At 58.6% G+C, this 16715-nt stretch carries 18 protein-coding genes; 13 read left to right on the forward strand and 5 right to left on the reverse strand.

Annotation, left to right across the window (positions count from 1 at the left end):
* Positions 1-630 precede the first annotated feature (630 nt).
* Positions 631-2604 carry a beta-galactosidase gene (locus ACSOSP_RS29220; RefSeq protein ID WP_455311947.1) on the forward strand — a complete coding sequence of 658 codons (1974 nt, stop codon included), beginning with the start codon at positions 631-633 and terminating at the stop codon, positions 2602-2604.
* A gap of 63 nt (positions 2605-2667) precedes the next feature.
* Here ACSOSP_RS29220 and ACSOSP_RS29225 read toward each other — a convergent pair whose 3' ends face one another.
* From ACSOSP_RS29225 to ACSOSP_RS29240, 4 genes are all read right to left on the reverse strand, one after another.
* Positions 2668-3180 carry a YybH family protein gene (locus ACSOSP_RS29225; RefSeq protein ID WP_455311949.1) on the reverse strand — a complete coding sequence of 171 codons (513 nt, stop codon included), beginning with the start codon at positions 3178-3180 and terminating at the stop codon, positions 2668-2670.
* A 106-nt stretch (positions 3181-3286) separates the two neighbouring features.
* Complete coding sequence (locus tag ACSOSP_RS29230) at positions 3287-3748, reverse strand: MarR family winged helix-turn-helix transcriptional regulator (RefSeq protein WP_455311950.1); 462 nt, start codon at positions 3746-3748, stop codon at positions 3287-3289.
* A 188-nt stretch (positions 3749-3936) separates the two neighbouring features.
* Complete coding sequence (locus ACSOSP_RS29235) at positions 3937-4941, reverse strand: aldo/keto reductase (RefSeq protein WP_455311952.1); 1005 nt, start codon at positions 4939-4941, stop codon at positions 3937-3939.
* A gap of 64 nt (positions 4942-5005) precedes the next feature.
* Positions 5006-5332, reverse strand: coding sequence for a carboxymuconolactone decarboxylase family protein (locus ACSOSP_RS29240; protein ID WP_455311953.1), 327 nt, complete (start codon positions 5330-5332; stop codon positions 5006-5008).
* Positions 5333-5519: 187 nt separating this feature from the next.
* On the opposite strand from ACSOSP_RS29240, the gene ACSOSP_RS29245 reads away from it, so the two are divergent.
* The 4 genes from ACSOSP_RS29245 (at position 5520) to ACSOSP_RS29260 (ending at position 8178) form a co-directional block, all read left to right on the forward strand.
* Entirely contained in the window at positions 5520-5942 is a 423-nt protein-coding gene (locus ACSOSP_RS29245; RefSeq protein ID WP_455311955.1) for an ArsR/SmtB family transcription factor, read from the forward strand.
* Complete coding sequence (locus tag ACSOSP_RS29250) at positions 5849-6283, forward strand: SRPBCC family protein (protein ID WP_455311956.1); 435 nt, start codon at positions 5849-5851, stop codon at positions 6281-6283. Before ACSOSP_RS29245 ends, ACSOSP_RS29250 begins: the two co-directional genes overlap by 94 nt.
* A gap of 21 nt (positions 6284-6304) precedes the next feature.
* Positions 6305-7087, forward strand: a complete 783-nt coding sequence (locus ACSOSP_RS29255) for a DUF899 domain-containing protein (RefSeq protein ID WP_455311958.1) — start codon at positions 6305-6307, stop codon at positions 7085-7087.
* A 92-nt stretch (positions 7088-7179) separates the two neighbouring features.
* The gene (locus tag ACSOSP_RS29260) at positions 7180-8178 is read left to right on the forward strand and encodes a LysR family transcriptional regulator (protein WP_455311960.1); all 999 of its coding nucleotides are present in this window, start codon (positions 7180-7182) and stop codon (positions 8176-8178) included.
* 23 nt (positions 8179-8201) lie between these two features.
* Here ACSOSP_RS29260 and ACSOSP_RS29265 read toward each other — a convergent pair whose 3' ends face one another.
* A complete protein-coding gene (locus tag ACSOSP_RS29265; protein ID WP_455311961.1) occupies positions 8202-8537 on the reverse strand; it encodes a hypothetical protein in 336 nt (111 codons plus the stop codon).
* Between the two features lie 348 nt (positions 8538-8885).
* On the opposite strand from ACSOSP_RS29265, the gene ACSOSP_RS29270 reads away from it, so the two are divergent.
* The 8 genes from ACSOSP_RS29270 (at position 8886) to ACSOSP_RS29305 (ending at position 16695) form a co-directional block, all read left to right on the forward strand.
* Positions 8886-9287, forward strand: coding sequence for a GFA family protein (locus tag ACSOSP_RS29270; RefSeq protein ID WP_455311963.1), 402 nt, complete (start codon positions 8886-8888; stop codon positions 9285-9287).
* A gap of 762 nt (positions 9288-10049) precedes the next feature.
* Positions 10050-11165, forward strand: a complete 1116-nt coding sequence (locus ACSOSP_RS29275) for a branched-chain amino acid ABC transporter substrate-binding protein (protein WP_455311964.1) — start codon at positions 10050-10052, stop codon at positions 11163-11165.
* A gap of 74 nt (positions 11166-11239) precedes the next feature.
* Positions 11240-12169 carry an ABC transporter permease subunit gene (locus ACSOSP_RS29280; protein ID WP_455313706.1) on the forward strand — a complete coding sequence of 310 codons (930 nt, stop codon included), beginning with the start codon at positions 11240-11242 and terminating at the stop codon, positions 12167-12169.
* Positions 12169-13455, forward strand: a complete 1287-nt coding sequence (livM, locus tag ACSOSP_RS29285; RefSeq protein WP_455311965.1) for a high-affinity branched-chain amino acid ABC transporter permease LivM — start codon at positions 12169-12171, stop codon at positions 13453-13455. The genes ACSOSP_RS29280 and livM overlap by 1 nt, the downstream gene beginning before the upstream one ends.
* Positions 13452-14303 (forward strand): ABC transporter ATP-binding protein, encoded by an 852-nt coding sequence (locus ACSOSP_RS29290; RefSeq protein WP_455311966.1) that lies wholly within the window; start codon positions 13452-13454, stop codon positions 14301-14303. Before livM ends, ACSOSP_RS29290 begins: the two co-directional genes overlap by 4 nt.
* Positions 14296-15021, forward strand: a complete 726-nt coding sequence (locus ACSOSP_RS29295) for an ABC transporter ATP-binding protein (protein ID WP_455311968.1) — start codon at positions 14296-14298, stop codon at positions 15019-15021. Before ACSOSP_RS29290 ends, ACSOSP_RS29295 begins: the two co-directional genes overlap by 8 nt.
* 355 nt (positions 15022-15376) lie before the next feature.
* Positions 15377-16186 carry an NAD(P)H-dependent oxidoreductase gene (locus tag ACSOSP_RS29300; RefSeq protein ID WP_455311969.1) on the forward strand — a complete coding sequence of 270 codons (810 nt, stop codon included), beginning with the start codon at positions 15377-15379 and terminating at the stop codon, positions 16184-16186.
* 35 nt (positions 16187-16221) lie between these two features.
* A complete protein-coding gene (locus ACSOSP_RS29305; protein ID WP_455311970.1) occupies positions 16222-16695 on the forward strand; it encodes a VOC family protein in 474 nt (157 codons plus the stop codon).
* Positions 16696-16715: the final 20 nt, after the last annotated feature.

A 16715-nucleotide genomic window follows, 5' to 3' on the forward strand; every position in this document is an offset into this window, starting at 1 on the left:
TCTCGGGCAAGCACCATTGCCAAGGAAACCCGCACGGCCTCACGTCTGTTTGATGCCGCGGCTCTTCGCAGTTTAGCTGCTTGGTCGGCATGATCGGCCCCGGCTTTTTTTGCTGGTAAGGCCTCATCTATCCGAGCAACTTGTTTCGTGGTGGGTTGGCGACGTGGTTCGGCGTGCGTACAAATTCGGAAGATGGTTGTTCGCGGATAGCGCGGGGTGCCCCTTTGGCAGGTTCAGTCACTGGTGGCGAAGCGTGTGGGTATCGGTGTTCGGAGAAGGAGGGTTTCACACATCCGTGGCTCTTGCGAGCACCGTGCTTTTGGGGTGCCAAAAACGTGGAGGCTGCACGCTGGGTCAACTTACGAGCCCGCGTTTTGAAAGCGCTTTCTTTGCTTCGTTTCTTTGTCGCTTTGGACAAAGAAATGACGCGCCGCCACGCGCAGTGGCTAATAGTGATAAAGAGATTAGCAAACCTAAGCAGACCACTAACCTTGAAAGCAGCAACCCGGCACTGACCCCAACCGCTAACCCCGGAACCTAACCCCCCAACCGCTAACCCCAAAAACCAGCCCCATCCAACCCCGAGTGCGAACGAAACCCACTCCCGATAACCTCTAACGAGACTTTCTCATGCAACTTGGTGTGTGTTATTACCCGGAACAATGGCCCCGTTCAATGTGGGCCGACGACGCAAAGCGTATGGCCGAACTTGGCATCACGCATGTGCGGATTGCTGAATTCGCGTGGAGCAGGATGGAGCCGCGCGCAGGTGAGTTCGTCTGGGAATGGCTTGACGAAGCGATCGAGACGCTGGCGGCTGCAGGGCTGAAACTCGTGCTGGGCACACCGACCGCGTCGCCGCCGAAATGGCTGATCGACGCGTATCCGGACGTGTTGCCGGTGCGCGCGGATGGCGTGCGCTGGAATTTCGGTTCGCGTCGTCATTACGATATTTCCAGCGACATCTATCGGCGTGAATGCGTGCGTTTTGTCACCGCGATGGCGCAGCGCTATGGGCGCAACCCCGCTATTGTCGCTTGGCAGACCGACAACGAACTCGGTTGTCACGATACCGTGCCGAGTTATTCTGCCGCCGCGCTGAAGCGCTTCCAGGCATGGCTGCAGCTTCGCTATGAGAGCGTCAGTGCGCTCAATGAAGCGTGGGGTAACGTATTCTGGAGCATGGAGTATTCATCGTTCGACGCGATCGAATTGCCGAACCTGACACCCACGGACGCCAATCCAATCCATCTGCTCGACTTCCGCCGTTTCATGTCGGACGAAGTGGCGAGTTTTCATCGCGAGCAGATCGAGGTGCTGCGGCAGCATGCGCCCCATGCCGATCTGCTGCATAACTTCATGGGCTTTTTCACGACTTTCGATCACTACCGCTTTGCTGAAGACAACGCGATCGACGTGGCTGCGTGGGACAGCTATCCGATTGCGCGCACCGAGTCGATTGCGCTGCCGGAAGAGCAGAAAGCGCGTTACGCGCGAACCGCGCATCCCGACGTGTCCGCATTCGATCACGATCGTTATCGGGCGATAGGGGGCGGACGTTTCTGGGTGATGGAGCAGCAGGCGGGACCCGTGAACTGGGCATCGTGGAACCCGGTGCCAGCCAAGGGCATGGTCAGGCTCTGGGCTTATGAGGCGTTCGCGCACGGGGCCGAACTGGTGTCGTATTTCCGCTGGCGTCAGTGTCTGTTTGCACAGGAACAGATGCACTCCGGGCTCAACCTGCCGAATAACGAATTGTCCCCGGGCGGCGTTGAAGTGCAGCAGGCGGCGCGGGAGATTGCGGCATCGAAGGCGTTGTCGGAACTCGGCGCGCCGACGCACGCCGCTACCGCGATCGTGTTCGACTACGAGACGCAATGGATGTTCGAGATTCAGCGTCACGGCAAAACGTTCGACTACCAGATGTTGGCGTTCGACTACTATGAGGCGCTGCGTGAACTCGGCCTGGACGTCGATATTGTTTCGAGCAAAGCCGATCTGTCGTCGTACCGCTTGGTGGTTGTGCCGAGCCTTGCGGTCATCGATGAAACGCTCGTCAGCCAAATAGAAAAGAGTTCTGCGCAATGGGTATTCGGTCCGAGGAGCGGTTCGAAAACGACTGCGTTCGCTATCCCTTCCGACCTCCCGCCCGGTGCGCTGCAACGGGTATTGCCGATGCAGGTGCTGGAAGTCGAAACACTGCGCCCGACGCTCACGCCCGCGCTTTCTTTCGGTGACACGCAGGGTCATGCAACGCATTGGCGCGAGCATGTCCGCGCGAACGGTGACACGCGCGTCGATGCGCAGTTCGAGGACACATGGCCGGCCGTGCTGAGTCACGGAAAGGTTCGATATGTGGCGGCGTGGCTGTCGCACGAATTGCATCGCGCGGTGCTGGAGCACGCGGCGAAGGAGGCCGGGATTGCGACTCAACTGCTGGCTGAGGGCTTACGCGTTCGCCGCCGAGGCAACCTGACTTTCGCGTTCAACTTTGGCGCGCAGCAAGTGCAAGCGCCTGCACCGGTCAATGCGACGTTCGTGCTCGGACAGCGGCAGCTTGCAACCGGCGATGTCTGCGCGTGGAGCGATGCGTCTGGCAGTTGAGGTGGCAACGGTCGGCGTTCGCAGCCGGCCGCTCCCATGACAAGATCAACGAAGAAGCGGCGCTTACTGGGCTTGTGCTGCCAAAGGCACGATCGCCGCAATGCGCCAGCCTTCGGCGGTCCGCACAGCAACCTCATAGACGAGGTATGGGGCGGGCTTGCTCGGCGCGTCCAAGGGTCCGCCCGTGATCTGCGTCTCCGCATACACCTGGGCAACATCCGCAGTCAGGGGAATGATTTTGATGCTCTCGACATTCGGATCGAACTTCCACACGCCTTTGAACGTTTCCTTGAAGTGCGCGATCAGCGCCGGCTTTCCCCAGAAACGGTACGGGCGGGCGACTAACGCGACGGGGTCGGGTTGACCGGCCGGCGCCGACGCGAATACGCCCTCGAACGCCACTATGTCATGGGCGGTGGCGGCAGCCGCCTGACGAAGAAAAACATCCTTGACCTCTTGCCTGTCCTGGTCGGTGAATTCATGCGTTGCTGCGGCGTAGGCCGACAGATGCGCAGCGCTCAGGATCACAGCGGCGATGAGCGAAGCGAGCGGTTTCCGACTGCGTTGAATAGTCATGAATATAGTCTCATATACCCGTATCGAGGATTTTTTTGCGGCGATAGAACGGGTATCTTTCGCCGCATGCCACGGGGTGATCGTGTTGGGTATTGCGCTCGCGCTATCAGGAAGTGGCTTGTTCGGCGTCGAGTTCCAGTTGCGTGATCCGAGCCATCATTCGCCGCATTGCTAACGCGTCCTGTTTGCCAAATTCCTTTTCAAAGCTTGCCTGGGCCATCAGCCAATACGGCTTGCTTTGCGCCTCGATGCCGACGCCTGCAGTGGACAACGCCACTTCACGCTCCCGGCGGTCCTCGCGCCCGACCCGAATTATCACAAGCCCGTCGCGCTCGAGCGGGCGCAGGTTGTGCCCCATCGTCGCCCGATCCATCGACAGGAGATCGGCAAGCGCGGCCATGGTAGTCGGGCCGCGGTTCGCGAGCAGGCTCAGGATGGTGTATTGCGTGGCGCGCAAACCCGTGTCCGCCATGCAGGCATCGTAGAAACGGGTCAGGCGCCGCGCGGCTTTACGCAGCGCAGTGTTGTTGCAAATGCCCGGATTGATTGGCAGGCGAGACGCAGTCATGTTCGATCAAGCGACGAGGATATTTGCCGGCATTATTATGGGCATATAAGTCGATTGTCAAGCGGATCAGTGCGGACGGATGCTTCGCAAGCGTCCTGTAAACGCAGGTGAGCGGCGTCATTACACCCGGCTTGCAGTCGCTCGATGCAAGCCGGGGCGTGGCGCTCAGGCAGTCCCCGGCCTATAGGTCAGCCGACTCGTCGCCCCTCGACCGGGTATCCGGGATCGGTGTAGCCGGGTGTCGACGCATGCCCCGGTGCAACGAGGCTATCGACGAGCTTTTCGTCCTCGGGTCCCAGTTGCAACTGCAGCGCCTCGACATAGCTGTCCCACTGCGCTTCGGTACGCGGACCGGCGATCGTGCTGCTGACAATGCGGTTCTTGAGCACCCATGCGAGAGCGAAGGCAATGGAAGTCGTTCCACGCTTCGCGGAATGATCCGCGATAGTGTTTGCAATCCTAAGCGATTCCGGACGCCACTCGGTCTGTTGGATTCGTTTGTCGCCACGGCCTGCGCGCGAGTCGGCGGGCGGCGGCGCATCCACCGCATATTTGCCGCTGAGGACGCCACGCGCGAGGGGACTGTATGGCACCACGCCCAGACCGTAGTGCGCCGCTGCCGGCAGCTGCTCGACTTCCGCGGTGCGGTCGACAATGTTATAGAGCGGTTCGCTCGCGACGGGGCGGTCAATTCCCATCTGATCGGCGAGACGCGCGATTTCGGCAATGCGCCAGCCACGGAAATTCGACAAGCCGAAGTAACGGATCTTGCCCTGGCGAATCAGATCACCGATCGCACGCACGCTTTCGTCCAGCGGTGCGTCAACAAGCGCCCGGTGAAAGTACAGAATGTCGATGTAGTCCGTGCCCAGGCGCTTCAGGCTCGCTTCAACGGACTGGATGATCCACTTGCGCGACTGACCCTGCTCGTTCGGGCCTTGCGTCGCCGGATAGCCGAACTTGGTGGCGACGACCCAGTTGTCCCGGTGTTCAGCGATCGCCCGCCCAACGATTTCCTCCGAACGACCCGCGTGATAAACGTCGGCGGTATCGATGAAATTAACGCCCTGGTCGAACGCCTTGTCGACGATGCGCTTTGACGTCGCCTCATCCGTTTCGCCGCCGAACATCATCGCGCCCAGACACAAGGGCGAGACCTTGAGTGCGCTGCGGCCCAGATACCGATAGTCCATTCAATTTGCTCCATTCAAGTAACGCTCGCGACAAGCAAGCGCCAGGAAAATTTGATTCGACAGATCAAGCGCCGCGATTATCGAAGGCTTGCCTTGCAATGGGCAGCGCCGTCATTGCCGTCGGCCAGCCAGAGTAGAAAGCGAGGTGAGTGATCAGCTCGATGAGTTCGTCGCGAGTCACCCCGTTGTTCAGCGCCTTGCCGATATGAAACGCAAGCTCGTTGGTGCGATAAAGCGCGACGAGACTGGCGACCGTGATCAGGCTGCGATCACGCGGAGAAAGCCCGGGGCGCTCCCAGACGTCGGCGAACAGGACCTTGTCGGAGTATTCCGCGAGTGCGGGTGCGAAGTCGCCGAACGCCTTGCGTGCAGCGGTGGGTTCGTTAGTCATCAAGTCATCTCCAACTCTGGGTCTGGGCCACGGTCGTGTGCCTGAAGCGCTAAATTTACCGCCTGTGTCGGCATGTGACTAGACGGTGGAATCGGCAAGCTCATATGAGTGGGATTCATGAATGGCTCACCAAAAAAACTTCAAAGAGCGGCTTGACATCACGCGATGACCCTCTATAGTTAACTCCATGGTTAAGTTTAAGGAAAACGCATTGGATCGCACCTTCGCTGCGTTGGCTGACCCAACGCGGCGTGCGCTCCTTGCACGTCTGTCCGCGCATGCGGACCTGTCCGTCAGCGAACTCGCGCAGCCGTTCGAGATGTCGTTGCCGGCCGTGATGAAGCATCTGGATGTTTTGTCGGATGCTGGTCTGATTACGCGCGCCAAAACGGGCCGCACCGTCGCGTGCCGGCTTGCCGCCGGACCGATGGAGGAAGCAATGGAATGGCTCACCCGCTACCAGCGCTTCTGGACCGATACCCTTGATCGCCTTGCCGCTTTTGTGGAGGAAGACCCATGCCCACCCAACCCAGTCTCACGCTCCAGCGCCACATCAACGCAAAGCCCGCCAAAATCTACGCCGCCTGGACGGTCCCGTCGCAAATCGTGAAGTGGATGCATCCGAACAATAACGACGTGGTTCACGCGGAGATGGACGTGCGGGTCGGTGGGCGTTTTCGCATTTTGTTGCGCACGCCCGAGGGTGAGGAGCACGACGTGAGCGGCGTCTTTCAGGAAGTCATTCCGAACGAAAAACTCGTCTACACGTGGGCATGGCGCAGCACACCGGAGCGCGAGTCCCTTGTGACGTTCACGCTGCGCAGCGAGGAGGACGGCGAGCGCACGTTGCTCACGTTAAAGCATGAGCAGTTCGCGGATGCTGAAGCACGAGACAATCACGAGGTTGGCTGGAACAACGTACTCGACGAACTTGCACGGCAATTTGCCTGATCACAACAGGAGGATCCAGACATGGAACCGCATCGAATTGTTTCAAGGGAAGAATGGCTTGCGGCGCACAAGGCGCATCTGGCCGAGGAAAAAGCGTTGACGCATGCACGCGACGCGCTCGCCGAAAAGCGCCGCGCGTTGCCCTGGGAGAAGGTCGGCACAACTTATGCGTTCGACACGCCGCAAGGCCGCAAGACGCTCGCTGAACTGTTCAACGGACGCAGCCAGTTGATCGTCTATCACTTCATGTTGGGGCCCGACTGGGAGGAGGGTTGCCCGGGCTGCTCGTTCGTGTCCGATCATATCGACGGGGCGTTGCAGCATGTCGAGCGGCGTGATGTTGCGTACGTCGCGGTATCGCGTGCGCCGCTCGAGAAAATCGAAGCGTTCAAAAAACGCATGGGTTGGCAGTTCCGCTGGGTGTCGTCGTACGGCAGCGAATTCAACTACGATTATCACGTGTCGTTCACGCCTGAGCAGAGGGAAAAAGGTCAGGTGTACTACAACTTCGAGACGAGCGACGTCACGAAGGGCGGATTCGACAGCGACGAATTACCCGGGCTCAGCGTGTTCTACAAGGACGATGCGGGTGATGTGTTCCATACGTTCTCGGTATATGGACGCGGCGGCGAGCCGATTATCGGCACTTATACCTTGCTCGACCTCACCCCGAAGGGACGAGACGAAAAGCGCAACATGATGGAATGGTTGCGTCTTCACGATCGTTATGACGACGTGCGTAACGGTGCGGATACCGGGACAGCTGAGACTTCGAAGAACGAAGGCGGACGCAGTTGCCACTAGCCGTTCGCAGTGGATTCAAACACTGCGAAGAGTCATGGGCGCCGCGCGCCGGCAGCGGGTGCGGCGCCTCTAAATCCATAGGAGAAACGCCCGTGATGGACCGCATCATGGCGATGCGGACATTCGTGCGCATTGTCGACACCAATAGCTTTACCCGTGCCGCAAGCTCGCTTGGAATTCCGCGCGCAAGCGCCACAACGCTGCTGCAGAGCCTTGAGGAACTGCTTGGCATCCAGTTGCTCGTGCGAACCACCCGCCGCCTCAACCTGACCGCCGAGGGGGCAGCCTATTACGAGCGTTGTGTGCAGATTCTTGCCGACATCGACGACATCGAGGCAAGCCTGCAGCATACCGACGACCGGCCGCGCGGGAGGTTGCGGGTTGAATTGCCGGCGGCAGTCGCCAATGCGATCGTGCTTCCCGCACTCGATGACTTCCACGCGCGCTACGAGCACATCTCGCTTGCGTTCGGCGTCAGCAACCGGCAGGTCGACCTGGTCGGTGACGCGATCGATTGCTGCATCCTGCTTGGCGCATTGCCGGATGCAGGGCTGTCGGGTCTGTCGGTGCGCCGGCTTGGCGCACTGGAGCATGTGACCTGTGCGAGCCCGCACTATCTCGCGCGGCAGGGCATGCCGCTGCGGCTCGAGGAGCTAACCGGTCACGTCGCGGTGAATTGCATGTGCGCGCGGACCGGGCGCCCGGAGGACTTCGGTTTTCAAGTCGATGGCGACACGGTCAACGTGCCGCTTGGGGGCTTCGTGCAGGTCAGCGACGAGCATGCTTATCTGGAGTGCGGGCTGCGAGGACTAGGGCTGATCCAGCCGCCGCGGACGCTCGCGCAGCCGTATCTTGACTCCGGGCGGCTGCGTGAAGTGCTGCCGCGCTACCGGCCCGCAGCCGTGCCGGTGTCGGTTGCCTGTCTGCGTCATCGCCTCGTTCCGCCGCGGGTGCGTGCGTTCGTCAACTGGCTCGCAGAACTGTTCGAAACCGCGCGGCACGTGAGTCATGAGTTGCCACTCGAAATACCACATGAACGCTCAGGCATGCGCCCGATCCTGCGTGGGCTGGAGGCGGACGAACCGGTCTGAGCGAGCGGAGCTTTCGACCCGATTTACTCCGCGTCCAGCCAGGAATCGAGACCCACGCGGAACGCGACGGCCGCAATCACCGGAACCGTCAGCATCATGACGATGCCGAAGTTCTCGATCATGTCGCCGTACATGATCGGTTTGTACAGAACAATGCCCGAGACAGCAACGAAGGCGATAAAACCGACGAGCACCATCAGGCTGCTGCGCAGCGCATTGGACGGTTGCCAGCGCCGCCGCTTTTGCGGGGCGCTGATCCGCTCCGGGGTCGACGGAGTCTCGGATTCTGGTTTCGGTTGATTTTCTGGCATGGCGCAGCAAGGTGAGGGGCGGCCGAATGCGTAAATGACGCTCTGCACTCGGGTTTTTCAATTGGAACATGTCCTGGCGCGTAATGCCAATCGTAACAAGGCGATGGGCATACCGGCATAGAACAATTGTGGCACAGGCAGAGTGCCCTGAGCAGAACGTCTTAAGTTCATGCCCGTGGAACGTAACGGTTTGCCATCGGCGAGGGTCACCGGCGATCCGAATACGCACAACGCGCGGCGCTTTCATTCTCCATTCATGCCGCGGCTCCTGTAAAAAACGCACTAGAATGTCTGCCGGCGCCATCATTCTCAAGTGTCGGCGAGAGGCAGCGCGATCCCACCGATCAAAACTTGATAAACAGGTTCGTCGACAAGACTTCTTCGATAGAGGAAAACGTGAGTTCATTGCTTGCAGGCAGATGCCTTTGCGGCGCAGTCCAATACGCAGTGAAGGACGAGTTCGTTTATGCATTGAACTGCCACTGTTCAAACTGCCGGCGCGCGACGGGTTCCGCGTTCAAGCCATTCGCGGGAATCGAGCGTAGCAAGTTAAACATTATTCAAGGGCACGGCGACCTTTTGATTTTCGGTGACGAGAACGCTGCTCACGATGTTCATTGCAGGATCTGCGGGAGCCTTTTGTTTTCCGTGGTGCGTGAAGGCGAGTTTGTGCACGTCACTTTAGGAACGCTCAGCGACACTCCAAATATTCGCCCGAGTGCACATATTTTTGTCGGGTCCAAAGCGCCGTGGTATTCCATCACCGACCAATTGCCGCAGCACGACGAATTTGGCTAGCATGATGAGCCGGCGATCACGGCCGATTTCATGTCCCGATCGAGCGTGGTTTCATCAGGCAGTGATGGGGCAATCAACCATCGCGTTGTTCCAATATCCTTAATTGCGTCGTGCGGACAACTGCTGCAATCTGGCGGTCTTCATACGGCTAGCAAAAGATCCAAAAAATTCTTCCCGTCCTATAAGGTTATTCCAGTTGTACTGGTACAAAACCAAATATAATTCGGAATACGTAGTAATAAAAACCACGCCATCGCTGACCAATCTTGCCGCTGTACGGATGTCAATCCGCGTGAGCAGGGCGCACGCATATCACGAGATCTGGCAGCGCGGGATCAATTCACGATGTCGCCTATCTAGAACCCTTGCCATTTAGCCGCAGCACTGATTTCGACCGGATGACTCACTCCCTGACGTTTAGCGCGAGCGAATGATAAGCGGCAAGCTGACTGAAGCTTGATCCGGAACAAAATGCGCCATATCCCGCAACGGTTCAACCCTTTGAAGAGCCGGTGCGCGTAGGCGTTTACACCGCCGCATTGAGAGCAGAGCGTCTGAATTATGCGGTTTCCCGCAAGCTAACCCCGCCGTTACGCATCTTTAAGCTGAACCTAATCCCTGCTTTCGCACAATCGAATTCCAGCCGGATTTTTGTGTCGGCAACCTTCGGTCTACCTCGTGATTGAACACGAGGCAACACCCGGGAACGAAACGCGGAGTCCTGTTCGTTCCAACATCGAAGCTTGGCTCTTGGAGATGGTTATGAACGGCCGGAAAGGATTGGTTAAATTTGGCGCGCTGCTCGGCATGGGCGGAATGGCGTTGGCCTGCTCGGCCGCGGCGGACGCGGGCGTTGTAGTGGGTGTGGCGGGTCCGATGACGGGGGAGTACGCCTCAGGAGGCGACCAGTTTCGCAAGGGCGCGGAGCAGGCGGTGAAAGACATCAACGCGGCAGGCGGTGTGCTTGGACAGCAACTCGACCTGGTTGTGGGTGACGACGTCTGCGATCCCAAGCAGGCAGTTTCCGTTGCAAACAGTTTCGTGAACAAGAAAGTCGCGTTCGTCGACGGTCACTGGTGCTCCAGTTCCACGCTGCCCGCATCCGATGTCTACAACGACGCGCAGATTCCACAGGTCACCGTGTCGACGAACCCCAAGATCACGGAACGAGGCATCAAAGGAGTCTTCCGTATCACCGGCCGCGATGACCAGCAGGGAGAGGTTGCGGCCGACTATATCGCTACACACTTCAAGGGTAAGAAGATTGCCGTCATTGATGACAAGACCGCGTATGGCGGCGGCCTGGCTGACGAGATCGCCAAGGACCTTGCCGCAAAGCAGACCCCTGTGGTACTGCGCCAGTCGATCACGGCCGGTGAGAAGGACTACTCGGGCCTGATCAGCAAACTGAAGGCGAACGGCGTTGAGGTCCTCGCGTACGGCGGCTACTACCAGGAAGTGGCGCTGATCCTGCGGCAAGCGGCGCAGGCCGGGCTCAATCTGACAGTCCTGGGCGGCGACACGCTCACGAACAATGAACTGGTCACGGCTGCGGGTCCGGAAATCGACAAGGTCCTGTTCACGTTCCCGCCTGACCCGCGCAAGAGTGCGGCCGCTGCGAAAGTGGTGGCCACGTTCCGTGCGCAGAAGATCGAGCCGGAAGGCTACATGCTGTACTCGTACGCTGCCATGCAGGTGTTTGCAGAGGCAGCCAAAAAGGCCAACTCCACCGACTATGCGGCGATCGTGAAGCAGCTTCACAACGGCTCCTTCAATACGGTGGTGGGTCAGGTGGACTTCGACGCGAAAGGCGATCTCAAGAGCCCCGGATATGTGGTCTACCGATGGAAGGGCAGCAACTACGAGTATGTGAAGTGACGAGTCCTTTTCCGTCGGCGTAATACGAAAGGAGGCGGCGCGCCGGTCCGCTGCGCTGCCTCCGAAGCAGATTGATCGGAGAGGACATGAGCCAGGCATTGCAACAACTGATTAACGGGCTGACCCTGGGAGCCGTCTATGGGCTGATTGCGATCGGCTATACGATGGTGTACGGCATTATCGGCATGATCAATTTCGCGCATGGCGATATCTATATGGTCAGCGCTTTCATTGCCGTCACGTGTTTCACGCTTCTCGCAAACAGCGGAATCTCGTCCGTGGTGGCGAGCATTGCAATCACGTTGATCGTATCGATCGCACTGACGTCCGTGTTCGGCTGGACTGTCGAGCGTGTGGGCTATCGGCCGCTGCGCGGATCGAATCGTCTCGCACCGCTGATCTCGTCAATCGGGATTTCCATCTTCCTGCAGAACATGGTCCAGCTTACCCAGGGCGCACGGGTCAAATCGATTCCGCCGCTGGTAACGGGAGGTGTGAACCTTTTCGCGGGCGAAGGATTCCACGGCCCCTACGTCTCGTATGTGCAACTTCTGATCGTGGCAGTGACGATCCTGCTGATGATCGCGTTCACGTTGTTCATCAATAAAACCGCTTTCGGCAGGCAGCAAAGAGCGTGTGAGCAGGATCAAAGGATGATGCAATTCCTCGGCTACAACGTGGATCGGATTATTGCGCTTACCTTCATGATAGGAGCTGCACTGGCCGCCGTCGCAGGCGTGATGGTGACGCTGTACTACGGTGTGATCGACTTCTCCATCGGATTCGAGGCGGGTATCAAGGCATTTACCGCAGCGGTGCTTGGTGGAATTGGCTCAATCCCCGGAGCGATGCTGGGCGGTGTGATCATCGGCTTGATCGAAGCATTCTGGTCTGCTTACCTTTCACCGGAATACAAAGATGTGGCTACGTTCGTGATTCTGATTGTTGTCTTGATGTTTCGCCCATCCGGGCTTCTCGGCCGCCCCGAAGTGGAGAAAGTGTGATGAGTTCGACCGCCACGCAAGAAATGAATCTGCACTTTCGTGTCAAGGACGCGCTCGGCGCGGCGGTGGTCGCCGGCCTTGTCGGCTTGCCGATGCTGGGTTTGACGACGCGAGACGGAGCCAATGGCCTGGAGGTTCAGACTCGATGGGCGCTGCTGGGCGCTTTCATCGTCATCGCATTTGCCGGGCGCATCACATTGCAAATGCTGCTCCAGCGCTTTCATCTGTTTTCAAGGCGGCGATTGCGCGCCAGGCCCGTTTCCGAGGTCACCGGCAACGGTTCGCTCGTGTGGGCCGGCGCTGCATGTGTGGCATTCGCCGTGCTGCTCCCCGCGCTGTTCGCAGGAAACCGCTATGTAGTCGATACAGCGACGACCGTACTGATCTACGTGATGCTCGGCTGGGGCCTGAACGTGGTTGTCGGTCTGGCGGGTTTGCTCGACCTGGGCTACGTCGCGTTTTACGCAGTTGGGGCGTACACATACGGCCTGTTATCGACTCATTTCGGTCTCGGCTTCTGGCAGTGTCTGCCGATCGCCGGTGGGCTTGCCGCCACGTTCGGCGTGGTGCTCGGCTATCCCACGCTCAGACTCAGGGGCGACTATCTGGCCATCGTGACGCTGGGATTCGGAGAGATCATACGGTTGGTGCTCGTCAATTGGGGCGATGTCACCGGTGGGCCAAATGGCATCTCGTCCATTCCGAAACCGACATTCTTTGGCCTGCCCATGCAGGCGCCGGGAGAGGGTCCTACGTTTGCCTCCGTGTTCGGCCTCGATTACTCGCCCGGTCAGAGGGTCGTCTTCCTGTACTACCTGATCCTGATACTTGCACTGCTCACAAACCTCCTCGTCTCGAGACTCAGGCGCTTGCCCGTCGGACGCGCGTGGGAAGCGGTGCGCGAGGACGAGATCGCCTGCAAGGCAATGGGCATCAACGTGACGAATGTGAAGCTGTCGGCTTTCGCAACCGGTGCAATGCTGGCCGGATTCGGCGGCGTTTTCTTCGCGGCACGGCAGGGGTTCATTTCGCCGGAGAGCTTCACATTCTCGGAGTCGGCCACGATCCTTGCGATCGTGGTGCTGGGCGGCATGGGCAGCCAACTCGGTGTCGTCCTTGCGGCTTCGCTGCTCGTGATCCTGCCGGAGTTGGGGCGCGATTTCTCCGAGTACCGAATGCTGCTGTTCGGTATTGCTATGGTCTTCATCATGATAGTGCGGCCCGGCGGACTCATCAGTCATCGCCGTGCCACTGTCAGCGTTCCAGGCGTGGAGGCGAAGCCATGAATGCCGGCAAACCGCTGCTCAGCGTGGAGTGTCTGACGATGCAATTCGGCGGACTTCGCGCAATTGAAGACCTCTCCATGAGCGCGAGATCCGCAGAGGTGACTTCAGTGATCGGGCCGAACGGAGCCGGAAAGACGACCCTGTTTAACTGCTTGACTGGCTTTTATAAGCCCACTAAAGGTTGCGTCACGCTGACTCATCCGCACCATGGCGAACTCCGGCTTGATGAAATGCGCAACGTGGATGTTGCGCGGGTTGGCCAGGTCGTCAGGACGTTCCAGAACATACGGCTGTTTCCGCGTATGACGGTGCTCGAAAACCTGATGATCGCCCAACACAATGTCTTGCAGGAAGCGTCGAGGTTCTCGATTGCCGGGATGTTCTGTTCAAAATCGTACCGGCGTGCGAACGATAAGGCCATAGAAAACGCCTTGACCTGGCTCGAGCGTCTAAGCGTTCGAGAGTTAGCCGATAAACCCGCTGGTGACATGCCATACGGGGTTCAGCGCCGGGTAGAGATCGCGCGTGCGATGTCTGCGGGGCCAATTTTGCTCTGCCTGGATGAACCGGCTGCCGGCCTTAATCCGCGCGAATCGTCTGAACTCACAGCGCTGTTGACCGCGCTCTCCAGGGAGCAGGGTATCGGCATACTGTTGATCGAGCACGATATGAGCGTAGTCATGAAAGTTTCGGACCATATTGTCGTCCTCAACCATGGCAAGAAGATTGCAGAAGGGCAGCCTGACGCCATCAAGGCGAATCCCGATGTGATCAGCGCTTACCTGGGAGAAGATGACGAGACGTCGTTACACGATGAAGCATCGCAGGGGAGATCGACACATGCTTAGGATTACCGATCTAAGTGCCCACTATGGCAGCGTGCAAGCGCTGCGCGGTGTCGGCCTGATTGTGAATACCGGCGAGATTGTCACGTTGATCGGTGCGAACGGCGCTGGCAAGTCAACCCTCATGAATTCGATCTTCGGCTATCCCCGCGCGAGTAGCGGCAAGGTCGAATTCGATGACCGGAATATTACGGGCCTGGCATCGCATGCGATCGGCAAACTCGATATTGCCGTGGTGCCCGAGGGACGCCGCATTTTTCAGCGGATGACCGTTCTCGAGAACCTCCTGATGGGCGATACGTCGGATAACCGCAGGACCGGTGATGACCTCGAGCGTATGTACGAGATGTTCCCGATCCTCAGAGGCCGGGCCTCGCAGCGCGCGGGCACGCTGTCGGGAGGCGAGCAGCAGATGCTCGCCATTGGCCGCGCATTGATGTCGCAGCCGAGGTTGTTGTTACTCGACGAACCATCGCTTGGTCTCGCACCCATTTTCATCAAGAAGATTTTTTCGGTCATCAAGGAGTTGAACGAGCAATTCGGCATGACGATCCTGCTTGTTGAACAGAACGCTCATCATGCGTTGCGTGTTGCACATCGAGGCTACGTTCTTCAGCATGGACAGATTGCCCTTGAGGGGAGCGGCGCCGAACTGCTGGCTAACCCCGCAGTGCGGGCAGCGTATCTTGAAGGTGATGCCGCTCAGCTGGATGCGGCTTGAGCGTAAGTGTCCTGGAAGGCGCTCAGGGATACTCTGTGGAGGCGAAATGCAGCAGTTCTCCGCAGATCGGCAGACGCCTTGCAAGGATTCGTAAAGGCTATGGTGACGCAGGGTTCTATGACCTGTGCCGGTGCACGTGCCGCCGGCAAATGTGCAGAATTCCGCGCAAATTAGCCGAGCCCCTTCAAGACCGGAATCTTGTAAAGATCCAGAATGCTGTAAACCGATTCGACCGCTACGCCGGGACCGATCCTCACAGTTTCGCGCGGAAAGATCGCCGCATAAGGGAACGAATCCAACAGGCGTAGGCTAACGGCCGGCACGCTCAATAAACAGGTATTTATGGAGTAATCGTATGAAAGTGCTCATCGTTTTTGCCCACCCCGAACCTAAGTCGTTCAACGGTGCGCTGAAAGATACGGCTGTGTCGACCCTGAAAGAAGCGGGTCACGAGGTTCAGGTGACAGACCTATACCAACTGAAGTGGCGGCCCGAACTCGGCCCGGAAGACTTCGTGGGTGAGCGCCTTGACCCCGACTTCCTCGACCTTTCGGCGGAACAGGAGCACATGTTCGGGACGTCGACGAAGCCGACGCCCGATGTCTACGCCGAACAACAGAAAGTGCTCTGGTGCGATCTGATCATCTTCCAATATCCCATGTGGTGGTTCGGGATGCCGGCAATACTGAAGGGCTGGGTGGACCGTGTAATGACGCGTGGATTCGCGTATGCCACTGGCCGGAAATACGACACCGGTATGTTCAAGGGCCGTCGTGCAATGGTCTCGGCCACGACCGGAACGGCCTCCAGTCTTTACGAACCGGATGGCGTCGACGGTGACATCAACCACATTCTCTGGCCAATCCACAACGGGATCTTCAAGTACCTCGGCTTCGACGTACTGCCGCCACATATGTCCTGGATGCCGGGTCGTGTGACGCCCGGGGAGCGGCAGGACTACCTCGACAGTTACGCAGCGCGTTTGCGCAATATCGAAAGCACGGAGCCTTTGTTTTTTCATCCTCATGCGGACTATGGTCCGGACCAGCGCCTGAAGCCCGGAGTCGTAGCCCGTTCCGGATTCCAGTGGAACCCAGCCACCGGACCGTCGCATGCCGAGGCGGCAGAAACTTTTACGCCGACGAGGATTGCCAAGGCCGGTTGATCCGTCATCAAAACTCACCAGGAATCAAACGCGAAATGGAAAAGCTGCCGATTTTTCAAAAGCTTCATCATGTCTGCATCGTGGTTCGTGATATCGAGCACGCTGTGAAGTATTACGAGTCGATCGGAGTGGGCCCCTGGACTGATTTTCCGCCGATGGATGCGTACGAATTGAACGGCTACGATCGTGAAGCCTTCCTGAAGATGCGCTACAAGTTCGCCAACATCGAAAATGCGCAACTGCAGCTTTGCCAGCCGGGTGAAGGAGACACACCGCAACGACGTTTTCTGGAGACGCGCGGCGAGGGTGTCTTTCATCTCGGTTTTTCTGTCGAGAGCTGCGACAAGGCAGAGGAACAGGCAACGAACGCCGGACTGGATGTTCTCGCGCGGGGACGTCTTGATGATCGAAGCGGGTTCACGTACTTCAAGACCGTCAACGAAGGGGCCGGGGTCACGTTGGAGGTCCGCGCGCCAAGCAGCAAGGGACCTCAAGGTATCAAGTCCTGATGTTTTGCGAGTGCCGACAG

The organism is Caballeronia sp. KNU42 (assembly GCF_053760385.1).